Source organism: Kitasatospora sp. NPDC015121 (assembly GCF_055562955.1).
The window spans coordinates 140404-160389 of the sequence record NZ_JBVHEH010000011.1 but is presented as its reverse complement, the minus strand read 5'-3'; the positions used below and the strand labels follow the sequence as shown (position 1 = coordinate 160389).

Here is a 19986-nt window from a genome sequence, read left to right as displayed (position 1 = left end):
TGGCTCGATCATCCCAAGGCTGTTTCTGATGTCAACGCCCCACGTCGGTGCGCCAGCGGCGCACCGACGTGGCCGTGCGTCCGATGGTCCCGGACCTCTCTGAACCTCGGGGAGTGGCACACGGGAGGATCCGGATCCAATCCCTACTTGCTCGCAGAATCCGTTTCGGATCCTCCCGAGACGATTTGAACGACCTCGCGCACGAGTCCGTCGCCGGCTCCGATCGCCTCCTTCGTGACAACAGCGCCGGAGGTGAACAGCGTCAGTGCGGTCACAAGCCCTGCGACGCCGGTTTTCCAGCGGCTGGCGGTTCCTTCGTCGCGAGGCCTGATAACACCTGAGGCCTGCGCCACCGATCCCACGACGGCAACGGTCTCCTGTGAAATTCGGGAAGCGCCGAAGAGGTCAACGTTCTCGATCAGCCAAATCAAATGGGAGATCTGATGAGAGAGAGCGTCCCTGAAGGACTCGGGAAGCTCGGAGTCACTAAGGCCATCCACAATGGAAAGCCATTCTCGACATTGATCGAGAAGTTGTTCAAGATCCCCGCCCACCGGGGCGACAGATGATCCGGAGAAGCCGGATGAAATAATTTCAGCCGCCGACTCGAGGTGATCAAGAGAGCCCAGATCAATGAGACTCGCCGATGACCTCGAAGCATCGCCCCAGGAGTATTCCGGCTGCGTCACGGCCGCCCACCAGGAACCCACGTAGCGATCGAGTCGGCTCCGGGATCGCTCCGGCAGGATCTTGATCTGGCGGGCGACGTCTACCAGGAGGAGGGAAACCTCCGCGTGCCGTTCGACGAATTCGCTGGTCCCGTACTCCGCCCCAAGAACTTCGCTCCACGCCTCCCGCATGTTCCTGGCCTCGCTGCGTCGGACACGGTCCAGGATCATGTGCAGCTGATGAGCGGAGGTATTCGGACTGTGCCTCACCAACATGATCTCCAGGCATTGGCTGTAGGGAATTCTGAAAAAGAAGGTGGTACAGAGTGGACCCAGGTAAGGGTACTACCTCTCGACGCCACGGGCCTTGAGCCCACTCAGCCCGTCGATCAAAGCACAGCAAAGGGCTCGATCGGCAATAAATAGGTTCAAATCACCCATTTGAAGGCCTCTTGCCCGAGGGCTGCAACCGGCGGAAACCAGCCGGGACCGCCATCCGACACTGGATACTGTAGGCATACAGCGCTAGCCCCAAGGAGCCCGAGTGGCCATCATCAAGCACGCGACCCGCCAGACTCTGGGTCAGCTCATCGGAGCCAACAACCCTCCCGTCACCGTCCCGGATGATAGCCAGCGCCAGTACTCGTGGACCAGAAAGGAGGTGGACACCTATTGGACCGACATCATGAAGTTCATGAGAGCGCGGCAAAGCGGGAAGAGCTCCGCCGCCGAGTACTTCATCGGGCCGATCGTCACCATCACCAATGACAAGGTGGAAATCCGTTCGCTCCTGGACGGTCAGCAGAGGCTCACTACTTCCACTATTCTGATCGCCGCGCTCCGAAACATGCTGTGGTCCATGAATACCGGAGAGTCCAAGAGCATGGCGCAGAATATCCACCGCGACTACATCGCGCGGAAGGCGGGGCGGCGGGAGCCGATCGAATATTTTCTCACCCTCTCGCTGTTCGACAGGGACTTCTTCCGGGATCACATCCAGAATTGGGACGAGGCGTCGGGCGAGAGAGGGAAGGCCGAGGTCGCGAGCCGTCCCTCGCACAGGCTGATCGAAGAAGCCTACTCATACTTTGAGAGCCAGCTGTCGAAGCTTCTTTCCGAGCATTCCGACGTCGACAGCCGCCTCGACTGGATCGACACGCTGAAGGACTGCCTGGTGAAGGGGCTGGTTTTCGTTGAGATTCAGACTCCCACCTCCAGCGACGCGAACGAAGTGTTCGAGACGATCAACTCGCGAGGCAAAGACCTCTCAACGGTCGACCTCGTTCGCAACTTTCTGATGGAGAAGAGCGCGAACGAAGCGGAGAAGGAGCGGGTGAACGACGCCTGGCGCACCCTTCTAGATGGGTTCGAGAAGCGCGAGGAAATTGAGAAATTCCTGCGCCACTTTTGGGTCGCGCGCCATGGCGACGTTCGCTCCCACAGCCTTTACACCACGATCCGGACCGCCTTGACCGAGGAGTTTGAAAAGTTCAGCTCTTACAGCGTGGGGGGATTCGCAGCAGAGCTCGAGAGAGCCTCGAACCGGTACGTTGAATTCATCTCCTGCAGTACCGGGGTGAGTGATCTGGACACCCTTCTCGAGGAAGTCAAGGACCTTGGGGCCGACGCGCTGTACCCACTGATGCTGGCGGCCTCCACCAATCTCTCAGATCTTGCCGAGCTAGCTCCCCTGGTAGAGGCGTGCCTCACGTACTACGTCCGCTGGACGGTTATCGGGCGACGCGAGTCCACTCTCCTCGAGGAAAACGTTTTCGGCATTGCCAAGGAACTCTTCGGGGGTTTGGCTCGAGCGTCCGCGATCCGGCGCCTGGTGGAGTCGACCCCCGACGACGACACCTTCATGGCAGATTTCGAGAAGGCCTCACTGCCGAAGTCTTCCCAGTCCAGGTATGTCCTGACCAGGCTGGAGGAGAAGCTACGGGAAGCTTCCCTGAAGGACGACGTGGTGGTGGCGAACAGCAGGACGGTCCATGTGGAGCACATCTATCCGAAGAACCCGGACCTGGTGTACCGCCTCGATGACCACAAGGCGGTCATCAGCCTGATCGGCAACCTGACCCTTCTGCACGGTGCGAAAAACCGTTCCGCTTCGAACAAGACCTTCCCCGAGAAGCAGACCAGCTACGCCGACTCCTCACTCATTCTCACCACGTCCACAGGGATCGACAGGCTGTGGAATCCTGTCAACGGTTCGTGGAGCGCCGAGGGCATCAGGGAGAGACAGCGTGACCTGGCCCGGCTCGCTGTTCAGGCTTGGCCGCTAACCCCGTCGCCGCGAGGTCAGAACCCCGGGCAGTGACGGGCGGTCGTCGACCGATTAGTGCTCACCAACCGCGGGCTGACAACTCGGACGACGGAGACAGCCTCCGTACCATTGCCACGGGTACGGAGGCTGTCGATGGAAATCGCCGTCGCGAGCCGGTCAGGGCGCCTGGGCTCAGCCGCGGGTGGCCATCGCGCGCAGGAAGAAGGTCAGGTTCGCGGGGCGCTCGGCGAGGCGGCGCATGAAGTAGCCGTACCACTCCTGGCCGTAGGGGAGGTAGACCCGCATGGTGTTGCCGGCCTCGGCGAGGCGGAGCTGCTCCTCGGGGCGGATGCCGTAGAGCATCTGGTACTCGAAGGAGGAGACGTCGCGCTTGTTCCACTCGGCGAGCTGGCCGGCGATCTTGATCATGTTGGGGTCGTGCGAGGCGACCATGGGGTAGCCCTCGCCGGCCATCAGGACCTTGAGCGCGCGGACGTACGCGAGGTCGACGTCGCGCTTGCCCTGGAAGGCCACCGACTCGGGCTCCTTGTAGGCGCCCTTGCAGAGGCGCACCCGGGAGCCCTCGTGGGCGAGGTCGCGGCAGTCGGCCTCGGTGCGGCGCAGGTAGGCCTGGAGGACGACGCCCAGCCAGGGGAAGTCGGCGCGCAGCTCGCGGGCGATGGCCAGGGTGGAGTCGGTGGTGGTGTGGTCCTCCATGTCGAGGGTCACCGTGGTGCCGGCGGCGGCGGCCGCCTCGCAGATCCGGCGGGCGTTCTCCAGGGCGATCTTCTCGCCGTCCACGGGCAGGAACTGGCCGACCGCGGAGAGCTTGACCGAGACCTCGGCGTCCGCGGCGAGGCCGGTCTCCTTGAGGGCGGCGAGCAGGTGCTCGTAGGCGAGCGCGGTGCCGGCGGCCTGGTCGGCGTCCTTGGTGTCCTCACCGAGGTGGTCGAGGGTGACCTTGCGTCCGCTGGTGACCAGCTTCTCGGTGGCGTCCACGCCCTGGTCGAGCCGGTCGCCGGCGACGAAGCGCTCGACGATCGCGTGGGTGGGCGGGAACTTCTCGACCATGGTGCGCACCTGCGGGGAGCGCGAGGCGGCGAGGAGGGCGGAACGGAGCATCGTGGACTCCCGGCGAAGCGGATCAGCTGGTGAGGAGAGGGGGGCGGGGCGGCCGTGGGGGTGGCGGCCGCCCCGCGGGGGCACAGCGGGGTCGGGTGTCAGCCCATGTGCGGGTAGCGGTAGTCCGTCGGCGGGACGAACGTCTCCTTGATGGAGCGGGTGGACGTCCAGCGCGTCAGGTTCTGCTTGGCGCCGGCCTTGTCGTTGGTGCCGGAGGCGCGGCCGCCGCCGAAGGGCTGCTGGCCGACGACGGCGCCGGTCGGCTTGTCGTTGATGTAGAAGTTGCCGGCGGCGTTGCGCAGGACGCGCATCGCGTGCTCGACGGCCTCGCGGTCCTGGGCGATGATCGAGCCGGTCAGGCCGTACGAGGAGACCGACTCCATCTGCGCGAGCATCGCGTCGTAGTCCTCGTCGCGGTAGACGTGCACGGCGAGGATCGGGCCGAAGTACTCGTCGCGGAAGTACTCGGCCGCCGGGTCCTGGCAGACCAGCACGGTCGGGCGGACGAAGTAGCCGACCGAGTCGTCGTACGTGCCGCCGGCCAGCACCTCGACCTGCGGGTCGGCCTTGGCGCGGTCGATCGCGGCCTTGTTCTTGGCGAAGGAGCGCTCGTCGATGACGGCGCCCATGAAGTTGGCGAGGTCGGTGACGTCGCCCATGGTCAGCCACTCGACCTCATCGCGGAAGTCGTCCCTGATCTCGGCCCAGATCGAGGCGGGGACGTACGCGCGGGACAGCGCCGAGCACTTCTGGCCCTGGAACTCGAAGGCGCCGCGGGTCATCGCGGTCTTCAGCACGGCCTTGTCGGCGGACGGGTGGGCGACCAGGAAGTCCTTGCCGCCGGTCTCGCCGACGATCCGCGGGTAGGTGCGGTAGCCGGCGATGTTCTCGCCGACCGTGCGCCACAGGTGCTGGAAGGTGGCGGTGGAGCCGGTGAAGTGGATGCCGGCCAGCGCGGGGTGCTTGAGCGCGACCTCGGAGACGGCCAGGCCGTCGCCGGTCACCATGTTGATGACGCCCTTGGGCAGGCCCGCGGCCTCCAGCAGGCGCATCAGGTAGTGCGCGGCGAACTGCTGGGTCGGGGACGGCTTCCAGATCACCACGTTGCCCATCAGCGCGGGCGCGGTCGGCAGGTTGCCGGCGATCGCGGTGAAGTTGAACGGGGTGATCGCGTAGACGAAGCCCTCCAGCGGGCGGTGGTCGGTGCGGTTCCACACGCCGTCCGAGGAGATCGGCTGCTCGGCCAGGATCTGCCGGGCGAAGTGCACGTTGAAGCGCAGGAAGTCGACCAGCTCGCAGGGGGTGTCGATCTCCGCCTGCTGGGCGGTCTTCGACTGGCCGAGCATGGTGGCCGCGGCGAGGGTCTCCCGCCACGGCCCGGCCAGCAGGTCCGCGGCGCGCAGGAAGATCGCGGCGCGGGAGTCGAAGGAGAGCGCCTGCCAGGCCGGCGCGGCGGCCAGCGCGGTGTCGATGGCCTCCCGCGCGTCGTCCTGGGTCGCGTTGCGCAGGGTGCCGAGCTTGGCCGCGTGGTTGTGCGGCTGCACGACGTCGATCTCGGAGCCGCCGCCGAGGCGCTGCTCCCCGTTGATCGTCATGGTCAGCTGGATCGGCCCCTGGCCGCCCAGCTCCTTCAGCTTGGCCTCCAGCCGGGCCCGTTCGGGGCTGCCGGGGGCGTAGCTGTGGACCGGCTCGTTCACCGGCGCGGGGACCTGGGTCACAGCATCCATGGCGCGCACGCTCTCCTTCTCGTCATGGGAAGCCGGTGGGGGTCGCACACCGGCCATGGAGCAACGCTATTCCCCGGGCCCGCCCGCTTCTGTTGGCCGCGCCGCCAAATTCCCCCGCTCGCCGTTGTCCGCCCGGACGAACAGCGTCACGCCCCGGTCACGGCGGCCGTCTCCTGTCCGCCTGACTAAACTCGGCCCCCGGATCTTGTCCGCCCCCACGAACGTCCCCACGAACGTCCGCGAACACCCCGCGACCCCCGCCCGACCTCCCACTCGAACGCCCCCGGAGGGCTCCCGATGACCGGCCTCCCGCTGCGCCAGCTGCTGATGTCGCTCGGCGAACCCCTGGTCGAGCTGCAGGCCGCGCCCGCCGGGCTGGACGTCCCGGTGCGGCACGTGTCGATCCTCGACCCGGAGGACCCGCCCACCGCCGCCCCGGGCGAACTCGTCCTGGCGATCGGCGCCCGCGGCCGGGCCGCCCTGCCCGCGCTGCGCGCCGCCGGCCGGGCCCGGGCCGCGGCCGTCGCGGTGAAGCTGGACGGTCCGGGGCAGGCGGACGCGCTGCGCGAGGCCGCCACCGAGGCGGGCGTGGCGCTGCTGTCGGTGCGCCGGGAGACCCGCTGGGAGCACCTCGACTCGCTGGCCCGCACCCTGCTCTCCGGCGCCGACGGCCCGGACGGCCCCGAGCCCGGCGGGCCCGCCGCCGGCGACCTGTTCTCGCTCGCCCAGACGGTCGCCGTCCTCACCGGCGGCATCGTCTCGATCGAGGACACCTCCAGCCGGGTGCTGGCCTACTCCCGCACCTCGGAGACCGACGAGGTGGACGACCTGCGCCGGCTCTCCATCCTCGGCCGCCAGGGCCCCGAGCCGTACCTCGCCAAGCTCCGCGAGTGGGGCGTCTTCTCGCACCTGCGCGGCTCCGAGGGCGCGATCGAGATCGCCGCCCACCCGGAGCTGGGCATCCGCCGCCGGCTGGCCATCGCGATCCGCTCCGGCGCGCAGCCGCTCGGCACCATCTGGGTGCAGGAGGGCTCCCGCCCGCTGACCGACACCGCCGAGCAGGCGCTGGTCGGCGCCGCCCGCGTCGCGGCCGGCCAACTGGTGCGCCGCCGAAGGGAGTTGTCGGCCGACACCCGGCTCACCCAGACCCTGCTGACCGGCCTGCTGGAGGGCTCCACCGGCCCGCAGTCGCTCGCCACCCACCTCGGCCTGGACCTGCGCCGCCCGGCGACCGTCCTCGCCTACGCCCCCGCCGCCACCGACGGCCGGGACGCCGAGCTCTCCCGCGACGAGGTCACCGGCCTGATCTCGGTGCACACCGCCGCCCGGCACCGCGGCGCCCTGCTCGCCCCGGTCGACTCCCGGGTCTACGTGCTGCTGCCCGAACTCCCGCCCGGCCTGCCGCCCGCCACCCTGCGCGACTGGACCCGGGAGACCGTGGACGCCGCCCGCGACCACCTCGCCATCCCGCTGCGGGCCGCGATCGGCCCCACCGTCCCGGGCCTGGCCGACGTCCCCGCCTCCCGCGCCCAGGCCGACCGGATCCTCGACGCGATGGGCCGGGGCGGCGTCGTCCCGGACGTCGCCGCCCTCCAGGACGTCCAGGCCGAGGTGCTGGTCTCCGAGGTCCTCGCGCTGCTCCAGGACCGCCCGGAACTCCGCGACCCCCGCCTCACCGCCCTCACCGCCTACGACGCCCGCCACCACACCCGCCTCGCCGAGTCCGTCCTCGCCTACCTCGACGCCCTCGGCGAGGTCCGCGCCGCGGCCGACGCCCTGCACATCCACCCCAACACCCTGCGGTACCGCGTCCGCCGGGCCGAACAGCTCACCGGCCTCGACCTCGCCCAGCCCCAGCAGCGCCTGCTGGCCATGCTCCAGCTCCGGCTCCCCGACTGAGGCTCCGCACCCCGCCGACGACGGGGTCCGCCCGGGGAGGGCGGACCCCTCCCCGGGCGGACCCGGGACCTCAGCGGTGCGTCACATCCGGTGCCACGGCCCGGTGATCGCGAGCATGATGCCCGGGTCCTGGATGTTCGCGAACAGCGTCCGCCCGTCGTGCGAGAACGTCACGCCGGTGAACTCGCTGAACTCCGGCGCCTCGGCGGTGCCGAGGTTGAGCTCGTTGCGGGCCAGCGCGTACGTCCGGCCGTCCGTGGTGGTGCCGAACAGGTGCTGCAGGCCGTTGCCGTCCTCGGCGATGATCAGGCCGCCGTGGGGCGAGACGGTGATGTTGTCCGGGCCGTCGAAGTTGCCGTTGTCGGTCCAGATGTCGTTGTTGACGCCGAGGATGACCTTCAGGGTCAGCGTGCGCCGGACGGGGTTGTAGAACCAGACCTGGCCGTCGTGCGGCAGCGGCGACTCCTCGCGGGCGAACGAGGACACGAAGTAGATGCCGTTGTCACCCCACCACATGCCCTCCAGCTTGCGGGCGCGGGTGATCTCGCCGTCCTTGAACTGCTTGCGGATCGAGGTGGTGCGGGCGTCGCGGTCCTGCACCTTGACCCAGTCCGCGCCGTACGTGGTACCGGGCTTGGTGGCCCGGGACAGGTCGTCGACCAGCTTGCCCTGCGCGTCGAAGGCCTTCAGCGCCTCGAACGCGCCCGCGTCGGCGGTCAGGGTGCGCAGCTTGCCCTTGCCGTGCTTGAAGCCGGCCGGCGGGGTCCAGCGGTAGAGCAGGCCGTTCGGCTTGGAGGCGTCCTCGGTCAGGTAGGCGTGGCCGCGCTTCTCGTCGATGACGACGGCCTCGTGCGCGAACCGGCCGAAGGCCTTGATCGGCTGCGGGTCGCGGTTGGCGTCCTGGTCGCGCGGGTCGACCTCGAAGACGTAGCCGTGGTCCTTGGTGAAGCCGTTGGTGCCGGCCTTGTCCTCGGTCTCCTCGCAGGTCAGCCAGGTGCCCCACGGGGTGGCGCCACCGGCGCAGTTGGTCGCGGTGCCGGCGATGCCGACCCACTCGCGGACCTGGCGGTGGCCGTGGCCGTGGCCCTTGCCGTGCTCGTCGCCCCGGCCGCGGCCGTGGCCGGAGACCTCGACGACGGTGCAGCCGCCGGCCGCGGCCGGGTCGTAGACGTAGCCCTCCAGCAGCGGCACCGGGTGCGCCCACTTCGAGCGCGGGCCGGCCAGCTCGTGGTTGTTCACCAGCAGGGTCGCCCCGTGCCGGCCCTCGAACGCGGCGGTGCCGTCGTGGTTGCTCGGGGTGCTCTCGCCGGTGACCAGGGTGGTCTTGCCGGAGTACGTGATGACCTCGTAGGAGAAGCCCTTCGGCAGCGCCAGGACGCCCTCGGGGTCGGACACCAACTCGCCGTAGCCGACCGCGGTGTGCCCGCCCTTGGCGACGGCGGCGTCGACGGCGGCGTCCCCGCCCGTGGGCGCGGCGATCGCGCCGGGCGCGGTGGCCAGCACCTCGGCGCTGCCGGCGATCAGGACGCCTGCCCCGAGCATGGTCGAACGGTTCACGAAGTCCCGACGGGACAGCGACATGACGGTCACTCCTGGAGCAGGGGATGTGCTTGGTGACCGACAGGTTCCGGGCCGCACGTGAACCGGGCGTGAATCGGACGCGGCGTCAGCGTGCCGATTTACCGACCATAGAACCCCCGATGACCCGGTCTTTACCGGATGGTGGCAGACGGGCGGCGGTGACGGGACGGGGAACGGCGGCGGAGCGGGACGGCGGCGGGGAGCCGCCCTACCGCCGGGTGCCGTGCTGGGTCCGCTCGACCCGCCACTGCTCCCACGCGGTCAGCCAGGCCTCCTCCGTCCCGGACGGCAGCTCGGGCGTGCCGCCCACCCACAGCCGCTCCCAGGCGCGCTGCGCGGGCAGGCTGGGCACCTCGCTGGCGAACGCCGTGTACCGGACGACCTCCTCCACGGCCGCCGCGCCCTCGGCCGTGCCGCTCACCCAGTCCGTGTGGTGGGCCAGCCGGCTGAGGTGGTTGACCATCGAGGCGACCGCCTCGTCCGCCTCCTCCCGGGTCTCGGACGCCAGCCGCATCTGCTGCCGGACGGCCGTCTCCCAGCGGGCCTGCCGCTCCTCGCCGCGCAGGTGGCGCGGCAGCCGCGCCGAGCGCCCGGCCCGCAGCTGCGCGACCACCGCGGCGGCCCGCGCGATCGCCTGCAGCACCAGGTCGCGGTGCGCCTGCAGGCCGAGCTCGGCGGGCTCCGGCTCCGGCTCGACGGGGCGCAGGTCGGCGCGCAGCGCGGCGACCTGCCGCAGCAGCGCCGTCCGGCCGACGATGTACCGCTCGAAGTCGGCGATCCGGCGCAGCTCCACCGCGCCGGGCAGCACGCCCCGGCCGGTGACCGTCACCGTCGTCCCGTCCACCCGCAGCCGGCCCGCCCAGACCGTGCCGTGCCCGGCCGGGGTCCGCGAGTCCTCGTGCACCTGCACCGCGTGCGGCTCGCCGTCGACGGTGATCCAGCCGCGCAGCGCCCGGACCCGTCCGGGGGTGTCGCCCTCGTCCACGCCGAGCTGCTCGTAGACCCGGTCGCGCTCGTCCTCGACCACGTCCTCCAGGTCGGGCAGCGGCGCGCCCAGCTCGGCCCCGGGCCGGTACGTCCGGACCGTCACGTACGGGCCCTGCGCGGAGCTCCAGTCACCCGACCGGGTCTCCACCGCCTCCAGCTCCCCGTCGCGGAGCTCGTACTCGGCCAGCACGTCCCGGCCGGGCACCGTCCAGCCCTCGTGCACCCACCCGAACACCGGGAACCCCGCGTCCGCCAGCACCCGCCGGCCGTGCTCCTCCTGGTCCGCGTAGACCGCTTCGATGTCCCAGGGCCCGCTCGTGCGCTGCCACTTCATCCCTCGCCGCACCCCCGGCCGCTCGCCACTCCAACGCCGCCTTACCTTACGGCCCAACGAACCTGTCGAGCCATCAGGTGGAAGACCCCGTGACGGAACGCCCCGCGGCGGAACGGCCGGGGGTCCACGAACCGCCCCCGCCCCGCCCCGTCAGCCGCGCCCGCGCAGCGACCTGGCCCGGAGCGCCGCCCGCCGCGCCTCCTTGGCGACCTTCCGGTCGAGGTGCAGTTCGCCGACCGCCTCCAGCACCTCCACCGTCATGGGGTGCGGCACCCGCCAGACCTCGCCGAAGTAGCTGGCGGGGTTGTCGGTCACCGGCAGGTCGGCGACCAGCGCCTGCAGGCGGCCGCCCTCGCCGGCCGAGAGGAGCATGACGGCGGCCATCGAGTCGATCACCCGCCAGAGCGCGACGTCGCGCTCGGCGGCCGCGACGTCCGCCCCGCGGGCGCGCAGCCACTCGCGGGCGAGGCCGCCCAGCTCGGGGTCGTCGACGACCGCGGCGACCTCGTCGGCGGCGTCCTCGCCGAGCTCGCCGAGGCCGAGCACGCAGTAGTAGCGGCGGACGGGCGACTGCGGGTCGCGGCCGCGCGCGGCGGCGAGCAGCTCCCGGGCGGCGTCCCGCGGGGCGCGGGCGGCGGTCCAGGCCTTGAGCTCGGGCTCGGCGAAGAGCTGCCCGTTCTCGGCCAGCGCGCGCAGCAGCGCGGCGCCGTCCTGGTCGGCGAGGTCGCCGACCAGCGGGGCGTCGTAGCCCTCGGCGAGCAGCCACTCGCGGACGGCGTACTGGCCGAGGGCGGTGAGCCGGACGGTGCCGAAGCGGGCGGCGTCCTCCTCGGTGAGCGGCCGGTCGGTGTCCACCGGCTCGACGTCCGGCCCGCCGCCCTCCCCGTCCTCCTCGTCCTCCTCGAACAGGTCGGGGTCGATCGGGCGGTGCTCGACCAGGCCGAGTTCGGCGAGGTCGCCGAGCATCGGGTCGAGGACGACCATCAGGTCGGTGATCTCGCCGAGCATCTCCTCGTCGGGCTCCTGCCCGTCCGGGACGACCAGCAGCGCGGCGAGCACGCCCAGCGGGACGGTCTCGGCGCCGGGCTCGGCGAACGCGGTGGTCTCGTAGAGGACGTGCAGCGCCTCGTCCAGGATCTCGGCGGCCTGGTCGCGGGCGTCCTCGACCTCGGCGAGGGCCTCGGAGTCGTCGCTGCCGCCGCCCTCGACCAGCTCGGGGTCGACCGACTCGGCCTCGGCGGCCAGCTCGCGGACCAGCTCGGCGGCCTCGAACCAGAGGCCGAGGACGGCGGCGGGCTCGCCGGCCTCGACGGCGGCCAGGTCGGGGCCGGGGATCGCGACGTGCGCGCCGTCGTCGGTGGTGCCGGTCTCGACCAGGTCGAGGTCGCAGGCCAGCGCCCAGGCGCGCATCGCCTCGACCACGTCGTCCTCGTCCGGGTCCTCGGCGCCGAGCATCCGGGCGGCCTGGATCCGGTCGGCCTCGCCGAGGTCGCCGTGCTCGTCGACCTCGCGGTGCGGGGCGATCCAGCGGGCCAGCGCGACGACCCGGGCGACCAGCGGGACGGCGAGCGCGGCGGCGGCCAGCTCGGCGTCCGACGGGAGGGTGATCGGCGGGATCAGCACGGCCGTGTCGTCCGGGTCCTCGTCCGCGCTCTGCGCGCCGTACAGGTCCGCCAGGTCGTAGTCGGCGGGCAGCAGGCCTTCGGTCTCGGACGGCTGCTGGTCAGGGGTGTTACGGCTACGTCCGGCCATCGCGCGCGTTCTCCCGGGTGCGTCGCAGGGCACCGCCGTCCCGAGGGCGGCCCGCCCGGGCGGCGGACGCGGGGAGCGGCGGCGCGGGCCGTGCGTGTCGGCCCGTCAACCCAGCGTATCGGCCGCCACCGACGAACGCCTGAGCTGCGGGGTCGTCCGCCCGAACGAGTGGGGTGGTGCGTCCGAACGAGTGCCCGGCGGCACGTATCCTTCGGGGGGCGACGCGCACCACCCCCGCGCGGGCGCCCCGGAACCCGGAGCGACGGCGCTCCGGGCCTCCACGTAGCACGTGCACACCCGCACCGTCCGGGCCGCGCCGCCACACCCATGGTCCGGCGACGCCCTGTGGTGCCTTGCCACAGGAGACCCCTGCCATGGCGGACCTCTCCCCCGCCGGCCCCGGCCTGGGCACCGCCCAGTACGCCGGCCGCCGACTGTCGGAGGCCCTGCTTCCGTTGGAACTCGCGCCCCGCAAGCAGCTCCAGCTCGCGGCGATCAGCCGCTGGAACGCGCTGCGCGGCGTCCGCGTCGGCCTGGTGGCCGCCGCCCTGCTGCTGATGCTGGTCGGCGCCAACCTCGCCACCCCGCTCTACCCGGTGCTCCAGCAGCGCCTCGGGCTGAACCCGCTCGACACCACGATCCTGTTCACGGTGTACGTGTTCGCGCTGGTCCCGGTGCTGGCCGCGGTCGGCCACTGGTCGGACCACCTGGGACGGCGCGCCCTGATCCTGCCCGCGGTGGCGCTGGCCGCCGCCGGCGACGCGGTGTTCGCCACGGCCGGCTCGTTCTGGCAGCTGGCCGCCGGACGGGCCGTCCAGGGCGCCGCGGTCGGCCTCTCCACCGGCGCGGCCGGCGCCGCCCTCGGCGACCTGCTGCCCGACCGGCCCACCCTCGCCGCCAAGCTCACCCTGGCCTGCTCGGCCGGCGGCGTCGCGCTCGGCCCGCTGGTCGGCGCCGCGCTCACCAGCGACGCGAAGCCGCTGCTCGGCCCGTTCCTGCCGCACGCCGTCGCGCTGCTCGCGCTGTGCGTGCCGCTCGCCCTGGTGCACCCGCGGATGCCCGGCTCGGTCCGGCCCCCGGCCTCGCCGCCGCGCGTCACCACCCCGGCCCACCTGCGGCCCCGCCGGCTCCGGCTGCCCCGGGCCGGGCGCCGCGAGTTCCTGCTCGCCGCCGCCGCGGGCTTCCTCTCGTACGCGGTCTTCGGCGTCTACCTGGCGCTCGCCCCCGCCTTCTCCTCCTCGCTGCTGCACACCGCCTCCCCGATGGCGGGCGCGGCCGTGGCCGCCCTGCTGCTCGGCTCCTCGGCGGCCGTCCAGCTGCTCGTCCCGCCGACCTCCGACCGGGTGGTGGTCGCCGCCGGCCTGACCGGCCTCGCGGCCGGCCTCGGCCTGCTCACGGCGGCCGCCGCCACCGGCACCCCGGCGCTGCTCTTCGTCGGCAGCGTGCTGGCCGGCGCCTGCCAGGGCATCGCCTTCCGCTCCCTGTTCACCGCCGCCGTCACCGCCCTCGACCCGGCCCGCCGCGGCAGCGAGCTCTCCGCCCTCTGGGTGATCGTCTACCTCGGCTCCTCCGCCCCGATCATCGCCGTCGGCGCCCTGGTCCGCGCCTACGGCCTCCTCCCCGCCGTCACTACCTTCGCCCTCACCGCCGCCACCGCCGCCCTCGCCCTCGCCGCCACCGTCCTCCGCCGCCCCCGCTGACCCCCGCGTCGCCGCTGGAGGGCGCGGCCGCACCACCGACCGAGGGGGACGACGACGGAACACCGCTTCGGTGCGCCCCGGCGGCCAGCCGCCTGGGCGGACACGCTCGCGGGGGGCGGTGACGGGCTACGGCGCGGACGTGGCGGTACCTGCTGCGGACCGGCTGACCGGCTGCACGGTGCACCACCTGAAGGCCGTGACGCTGACGTCCGACCGGCTCGGCGCGGCGGTGCTGGTTCGGGCGGACTCGGGCGCGGTGTTCCGGGACCTGGTGCTGCAGCCGGTCGCGCCGACCTGGACGCGCCCGGCGGCGCGCCCGTCCGGTCCTGCGCCGCGCACCTGGACTCCGGTCCCGGCGAGCCTGCCGACGAGTGGTGGACCGGATGCGCGGCTGGGGCCGGGGCCGTCCGGCGGGCGCTCTCAGCGACCTGGCCGGGCTGGCGCAAGGCCCAGGTGTGCACCAGGAGACCGGCCGCCGACCTGTGCCGCTTCGCGGACGGCACCCTGGTCGCCGACCGGAGCCGCGACACCGACCTGACCGTCCCGGACCGGGCGTTGGTCACCGGCACCGCCCCGCAGCTGCTGCTACGCGCCGCCGACGGCCGGGGCCGGGTCGCCCCCTTCGGCTACCGGCTGGACGACGGCCCGGCCGTCACCGCGGACGCCGCGCACCACACGCTGTCCGTCCCGGTCGGCGCGCTCCCGCCGAAACCCCCTGGCCGTTCACCCGCCAGTGATCCGGGCCGGGTTGACGCCCCCGGGTCCTTCCGGCGGGGCGTCAGCCCGGTCGGCCAAGCGGGTGCCCCGGGGCGCCGCCCGCCGGGCGGCGGGTTCCGAGGAGCAGGTCCACCGCCGCGTCGGCGATCTCCAGCGCCCCGCGGGTGTCCGCGTCCAGCAGGTCCCCGGACGGGGTCGGGCCCGTCCGCCCGGCAGGCGGCCCGGCGGGGGCGGCGGTGACCGTGGCGGGGGCGGCGGGTCCGGGCCGGGGCCGCTTCCCGGCCGGGGCCGGCCCGGCGGCAGCGGCAGCAGCAGTGGAGGCCGGGGCCGGGGCCTCCGCTGCGGGCGTCATCTCCGGCGTGGCGGGGGCGACGGCGGAAGCGGAGGGCGCGACGGGGGCGGGGGCGGTGGCGGAAGCGGGGGCCCCGGCGGCCGTCGGCGCCCCGCTCGCGGCGACCGCCGCCGCCGGTTCGCCGCCCGCCCGGTCGTCCGCGCGGCCGGCCACGGCGGCGGCGCCCCCGCAGGCCAGGGCGACCGCTCCGGCCACCGCCCCGGCGATCCGCAGCCGTCGGCGCCGCCGGAGCGCGCGTTCGTGCCGCTCGGCCAGCGCGGCCCAGTCCGGCTGCCCGCCGGCCGACCCGAAGTCCATGGTCCGGCAGTGTAGTTCGGCCCGGAACCACGGGCGGGCACGCGAAGGGGCGGGAACCCGGAGGTTCCCGCCCCTGTCCGGTCCCGGTGGACCGCTCAGACGTTGAAGCCGAGCGCGCGGAGCTGGTCGCGGCCCTCGTCGGTGATCTTGTCGGGGCCCCACGGCGGCATCCAGACCCAGTTGATCCGCAGGTCCTTGACCAGGCCGTCGGTCGCGGTGCGGGCCTGGTCCTCGATGACGTCGGTCAGCGGGCAGGCCGCCGAGGTCAGCGTCATGTCGACGGTGGCGGTGTCGTCCTCGTCGATGTGCAGGCCGTAGATCAGGCCGAGGTTGACGACGTCGATGCCCAGTTCGGGGTCGACGACGTCCATCAGGGCCTCCATGAGGTCCTCGGTGGAGACCGTCCCGGTGCTGGTGAACGCGCCGGGGGCCTCGGCGGCCTCCGCGGCCGGAGCCTCGGCGACCTCGGCGGTCTCGACGGCCTCGGCCGTCTCGTTCTCGCTCATCTTGTCCAGTGTCCTTACGGGCGTCAGTCGGTGAGGGGGGGCTGGCCGCCGAGCGCCTTGGCGGTGGCGTCCTTCCAGGCCATCCAGCTGAGCAGGGCGCACTTGACCCGGGCCGGGTACTTGGAGACCCCGGCGAAGGCGACGGCGTCCTCCAGCAGGTCCTCGTCGCCCTCGGACTGGCCCTTGCTCTGCATCAGTTCGAGGAAGGCCTCCTGGACCCGCTGGGCCTCGCCGACCGGCTTGCCGACCACCAGGTCGTTGAGCACGGAGGCGGAGGCCTGGCTGATCGAGCAGCCCTGCGACTCGTAGGAGACGTCGGTGACGACCGCGCCGTCGAGCTTCACCCGCAGGGTGATCTCGTCGCCGCAGGTCGGATTGACGTGGTGCACCTCGGCGTCGCCGTCCCGCAGCCCCTTGCCGTGCGGGTTGCGGTAGTGGTCCAGGATGATCTCCTGGTACATCGAGTCGAGCTTCATGGCAGCCGTCCTCAGCCGAAGAAGTTGCGGACGTGGTGGAGTCCGTCGATCAGCGCGTCCACCTCGCCGGGCGTGGAGTACAGGTAGAACGACGCCCTGGTGGTCGCCGGAATTCCGTACCGCAGGCAGACCGGCCGCGCGCAGTGGTGACCGACCCGGACGGCGATGCCCTGCTCGTCGAGGACCTGGCCGACGTCGTGCGGGTGGATGTCGCCGAGCGTGAACGAGATCGCGGCACCCCGGTCGACGGCCGTGCGCGGGCCGATGATCCGCAGGTCGGGCACCTCGGCGAGGCGCTCGATGGCGTACGCGGTGATCGCGTGCTCGTGCGCGGCGATCCGGTCCATGCCGATCGCCGACAGGTAGTCGACGGCGGCGCCGAGGCCGACGGCCTGGGCGATCGGCGGGGTGCCGGCCTCGAACTTGTGCGGCGCGGGGGCGTAGGTGGACGAGCCCATGGTGACGGTCTCGATCATCTCGCCGCCGCCGAGGAACGGCGGCAGGTCCTCCAGCAGCTCCTGCCGGCCCCAGAGCACGCCGATGCCGGTCGGGGCGAGCATCTTGTGGCCGGTGAAGGCGACGAAGTCGGCCTCCAGCGCCTGCACGTCGAGGACGGCGTGCGGGGCGGCCTGCGAGGCGTCGATGGCGACCAGCGCGCCGACCGACTGGGCCTTGCGGACGATGGCGTCCACCGGGTTGACGGTGCCCAGCAGGTTCGACACCAGCGTCACCGAGACGATCTTCGTCTTCTCGGTGATCAGCTCGTCGATGTTCGACAGGTCGAGCCGGCCGTCGTCGGTCAGGCCGAACCACTTCAGCTTCGCGCCGGTGCGCTGCGCGAGCAGCTGCCACGGCACGATGTTGGAGTGGTGCTCCATCTCGGTGATCACGATCTCCGAGTCGGCGTCGACCTTGTACGGCTCCTCGGCCCAGCCCAGCATGTTGGCGACCAGGTTGAGCGACTCGGAGGCGTTCTTGGTGAAGATCACCTCGTTGCGGCTGGGAGCGTTGATGAAGGACGCGACCTTGTCCCGGGCGCCCTCGTACAGCGCGGTGGCCTCCTCGGCGAGCACGTGCACGCCGCGGTGGACGTTGGCGTTGTGCTGCTCGTAGTAGGCGTTGAGCGCGTCCAGCACCTGGCGCGGCTTCTGCGAGGTCGCCGCGTTGTCCAGGTACACCAGGGGCTTGCCGTCGTGCAGCTGCCGCGACAGGACGGGGAAGTCCTTGCGGATGGCGTCGGTGTCCAGCAGTCCGGTCAGATGGGAATGGGTCACTCGGAAGCGCCGCCCTTCACGTAGCTCTCGTAGCCCTCTTCCTCCAGCTTGTCGGCGAGCTCGGCGCCGCCGGACTCGACGATCTTGCCGCCCGCGAAGACGTGCACGTGGTCGGGCTTGATGTAGCGCAGGATGCGGGTGTAGTGGGTCACCAGCAGGGTGCCGACCTCGCCGGTCGAGCGGACCCGGTTGATGCCCTCGGAGACGATCCGCAGCGCGTCGACGTCCAGGCCGGAGTCGGTCTCGTCGAGGATCGCGATCTTCGGCTTGAGCAGCTCCAGCTGGAGGATCTCGTGGCGCTTCTTCTCGCCGCCGGAGAAGCCCTCGTTGACGTTGCGCTCGGCGAACGCCGGGTCCATCGAGAGGGCGGCCATCGCCTCCTTGACCTCCTTGACCCACAGCCGCAGCTTGGGGGCCTCGCCGCGGACGGCGGTGGCGGCGGTGCGCAGGAAGTTGGAGACCGAGACGCCGGGCACCTCGACCGGGTACTGCATGGCCAGGAACAGGCCGGCCCGGGCGCGCTCGTCGACGGACATCTCCAGCACGTCCTCGCCGTCCAGCAGCACCTGGCCGCCGGTGACGGTGTACTTGGGGTGGCCGGCCAGCGAGTAGGCCAGGGTCGACTTGCCGGAGCCGTTCGGACCCATGATCGCGTGGGTCTCGCCCTGCTTGACCGTCAGGTCGACGCCGCGCAGGATCTCCCGCGGGCCGCCCTCAGCGTTGACGGAGACGTGCAGGTCGCGGATTTCAAGCGTTGCCATGGGGTACTCAGTTCTCCTGGTTGACGGAGACGAGCACATCGTCCCCTTCGATCTTTACGGGGTAGACGGCGACCGGCCTGGTCGCGGGCAGCCCGGACGGCTTGCCGGTGCGCAGGTCGAAGCTGGAGCCGTGCAGCCAGCACTCGATCCTGCAGTCCTCGACCTCGCCCTCGGACAGCGAGACGTTGGCGTGCGAGCAGGTGTCGTTGATCGCGAACACGCCCTCGTCGGTGCGGACGATCGCCACCGGGACGCCGTTCAGCTCCACCTTCTTGGGCACGTCCTCCTGCAGGACGCTCAGCGCGCAGGCGCGGACGTAGCTCATGCCACGGTCTCTTCCAGCTCGGCCTCGATCTTCTCCAGCAGCCGGTCCTGGATCTCGGCGACGCCGATCTGCTGGACCAGCTCGGCGAAGAAGCCGCGCACCACCAGGCGGCGGGCCTCGTCGGCCGGGATGCCGCGGGACTGCAGGTAGAACAGCTGCTCGTCGTCGAAGCGGCCGGTCGCGGAGGCGTGGCCGGCGCCGACGATCTCGCCGGTCTCGATCTCCAGGTTCGGGACGGAGTCGACCCGGGCGCCGTCGGTGAGCACCAGGTTGCGGTTGAGCTCGTAGGTGTCGGTGCCGAGGGCGGCCGCGCGGATCAGCACGTCGCCGATCCACACCGCGTGCGCGTCCTGGCCCTGCAGCGCGCCCTTGTAGGCGACGTTGGAGCGGCAGTGCGGGGTGTCGTGGTCGATCACCAGGCGGTGCTCCAGGTGCTGCCCGGCGTCCGCGAAGTACAGGCCGAACAGCTCGGCCTCGCCGCCGGGGGCGGCGTAGTTGACGCGCGGGTGCAGGCGTACCACGTCGCCGCCGAAGGTGACGACGACCGACTTGAACGAGGCGTCCCGGCCGACCAGCGTGTTGCACTGGGCGACGTGCACCGCGTCGCGCTCCCAGTCCTGGACCGAGACGAAGGTCAGCTTGGCGCCGTCGCCGACCAGCAGGTCGACGTTGGCGGCCCGGGTGCCGCTACCGGTGTGGTTGAGCACCACGACGGCCTCGGCGAACGGCTTGACGTCGACCACCAGGTGCGCGAAGGCGGTGCCGCCCTCGCCGTGCACGTCGATCCGGACCGGCTCGGTGAGCGCCGTCTCCTTGGGGACGGTCACCACCAGGGCCCGCTCGAAGGCGCTGAACGCCTGCGCGGCGACCCGGTCCACCGGGGTGCCGGCCTTGCCGACCCGGGGGTCGTCGCGGCCGACCAGCTCGGAGGTGACGCCCTCCGGCAGGCCCAGCTCGATCTTGTCCTCGCCCCGCTCGGCCTCCAGGGCCCTGCCGTCGTGCAGGCCGCCGAGGCGGTGCAGCGGGGTGAACCGCCAGTCCTCCTCGCGGCCGGTGGGCACCGGGAAGTCGTTGACGTCGAAGGACGGCTTGACGGCGACCCGGGCGTCGATCGGCTGCCGGACGGTGTCGCGCCCGGTGCCCGGGCCGGCGAGCTGCGCGCCGGCGCCGGCGGTGCCGACCTCGATCGAACCGGCGGTGGTGGAGCCGGGGGTGTTCTGCTCAGCCATGGCTGTTCGTGTT

16 protein-coding genes are annotated in these 19986 nt (G+C 72.0%); 3 read left to right on the top strand and 13 right to left on the bottom strand.

All coding sequences use genetic code 11. From position 1 onward, the window contains the following. Window positions 1-143: 143 nt before the first annotated feature. Window positions 144-899 carry a hypothetical protein gene (locus ACZ3J7_RS18085; RefSeq protein WP_465621853.1) on the bottom strand — a complete coding sequence of 252 codons (756 nt, stop codon included), beginning with the start codon at window positions 897-899 and terminating at the stop codon, window positions 144-146. Window positions 900-1212: 313 nt separating this feature from the next. Here ACZ3J7_RS18085 and ACZ3J7_RS18080 point away from each other — a divergent pair, with 313 nt between their 5' ends. Continuing rightward, window positions 1213-2988, top strand: a complete 1776-nt coding sequence (locus tag ACZ3J7_RS18080) for a DUF262 domain-containing protein (protein ID WP_465621851.1) — start codon at window positions 1213-1215, stop codon at window positions 2986-2988. Between the two features lie 138 nt (window positions 2989-3126). Here the strand turns inward: ACZ3J7_RS18080 and ACZ3J7_RS18075 are convergent, their stop codons facing one another. After that, entirely contained in the window at window positions 3127-4056 is a 930-nt protein-coding gene (locus ACZ3J7_RS18075; protein ID WP_465621849.1) for a proline dehydrogenase family protein, read from the bottom strand. A gap of 98 nt (window positions 4057-4154) precedes the next feature. Next, window positions 4155-5783, bottom strand: a complete 1629-nt coding sequence (gene pruA, locus ACZ3J7_RS18070; RefSeq protein WP_465621847.1) for an L-glutamate gamma-semialdehyde dehydrogenase — start codon at window positions 5781-5783, stop codon at window positions 4155-4157. Between the two features lie 297 nt (window positions 5784-6080). Here pruA and ACZ3J7_RS18065 point away from each other — a divergent pair, with 297 nt between their 5' ends. Beyond that, window positions 6081-7682, top strand: coding sequence for a PucR family transcriptional regulator (locus ACZ3J7_RS18065; RefSeq protein WP_465621845.1), 1602 nt, complete (start codon window positions 6081-6083; stop codon window positions 7680-7682). An 81-nt stretch (window positions 7683-7763) separates the two neighbouring features. Here the strand turns inward: ACZ3J7_RS18065 and ACZ3J7_RS18060 are convergent, their stop codons facing one another. The 3 genes from ACZ3J7_RS18060 to ACZ3J7_RS18050 form a co-directional block, all read right to left on the bottom strand. Further along, window positions 7764-9263: an alkaline phosphatase PhoX gene (locus tag ACZ3J7_RS18060; protein ID WP_465621843.1), complete on the bottom strand. Its 1500-nt coding sequence runs from the start codon at window positions 9261-9263 to the stop codon at window positions 7764-7766. Window positions 9264-9471: 208 nt separating this feature from the next. After that, complete coding sequence (locus ACZ3J7_RS18055) at window positions 9472-10584, bottom strand: hypothetical protein (protein ID WP_465621841.1); 1113 nt, start codon at window positions 10582-10584, stop codon at window positions 9472-9474. 150 nt (window positions 10585-10734) lie between these two features. Next, window positions 10735-12336, bottom strand: a complete 1602-nt coding sequence (locus tag ACZ3J7_RS18050; protein WP_465621838.1) for a hypothetical protein — start codon at window positions 12334-12336, stop codon at window positions 10735-10737. 374 nt (window positions 12337-12710) lie between these two features. Between ACZ3J7_RS18050 and ACZ3J7_RS18045 the strand changes: the two genes are divergently transcribed. Beyond that, window positions 12711-14036: an MFS transporter gene (locus ACZ3J7_RS18045; RefSeq protein ID WP_465621837.1), complete on the top strand. Its 1326-nt coding sequence runs from the start codon at window positions 12711-12713 to the stop codon at window positions 14034-14036. Between the two features lie 778 nt (window positions 14037-14814). Here the strand turns inward: ACZ3J7_RS18045 and ACZ3J7_RS18040 are convergent. The 7 genes from ACZ3J7_RS18040 to sufD all read right to left on the bottom strand — a co-directional run bounded on the left by ACZ3J7_RS18040 (window position 14815) and on the right by sufD (window position 19973). Next, window positions 14815-15402: a hypothetical protein gene (locus tag ACZ3J7_RS18040; protein ID WP_465621834.1), complete on the bottom strand. Its 588-nt coding sequence runs from the start codon at window positions 15400-15402 to the stop codon at window positions 14815-14817. Window positions 15403-15497: 95 nt separating this feature from the next. Continuing rightward, a complete protein-coding gene (locus ACZ3J7_RS18035) occupies window positions 15498-15785 on the bottom strand; it encodes a metal-sulfur cluster assembly factor (protein WP_051055973.1) in 288 nt (95 codons plus the stop codon). A gap of 146 nt (window positions 15786-15931) precedes the next feature. Beyond that, window positions 15932-16384: a Fe-S cluster assembly sulfur transfer protein SufU gene (gene sufU, locus ACZ3J7_RS18030; protein ID WP_465621833.1), complete on the bottom strand. Its 453-nt coding sequence runs from the start codon at window positions 16382-16384 to the stop codon at window positions 15932-15934. 11 nt (window positions 16385-16395) lie between these two features. After that, on the bottom strand, window positions 16396-17658 hold the full coding sequence (locus tag ACZ3J7_RS18025; RefSeq protein WP_465621831.1) for a cysteine desulfurase: 1263 nt from the start codon (window positions 17656-17658) through the stop codon (window positions 16396-16398). Continuing rightward, on the bottom strand, window positions 17655-18419 hold the full coding sequence (gene sufC, locus ACZ3J7_RS18020; RefSeq protein ID WP_465621829.1) for a Fe-S cluster assembly ATPase SufC: 765 nt from the start codon (window positions 18417-18419) through the stop codon (window positions 17655-17657). Before sufC ends, ACZ3J7_RS18025 begins: the two co-directional genes overlap by 4 nt. A 7-nt stretch (window positions 18420-18426) precedes the next feature. Next, the gene (locus ACZ3J7_RS18015) at window positions 18427-18744 is read right to left on the bottom strand and encodes a non-heme iron oxygenase ferredoxin subunit (RefSeq protein ID WP_033212555.1); all 318 of its coding nucleotides are present in this window, start codon (window positions 18742-18744) and stop codon (window positions 18427-18429) included. Beyond that, window positions 18741-19973, bottom strand: a complete 1233-nt coding sequence (gene sufD / locus ACZ3J7_RS18010; RefSeq protein WP_465621826.1) for a Fe-S cluster assembly protein SufD — start codon at window positions 19971-19973, stop codon at window positions 18741-18743. The genes ACZ3J7_RS18015 and sufD overlap by 4 nt, the downstream gene beginning before the upstream one ends. Window positions 19974-19986 lie beyond the last annotated feature (13 nt).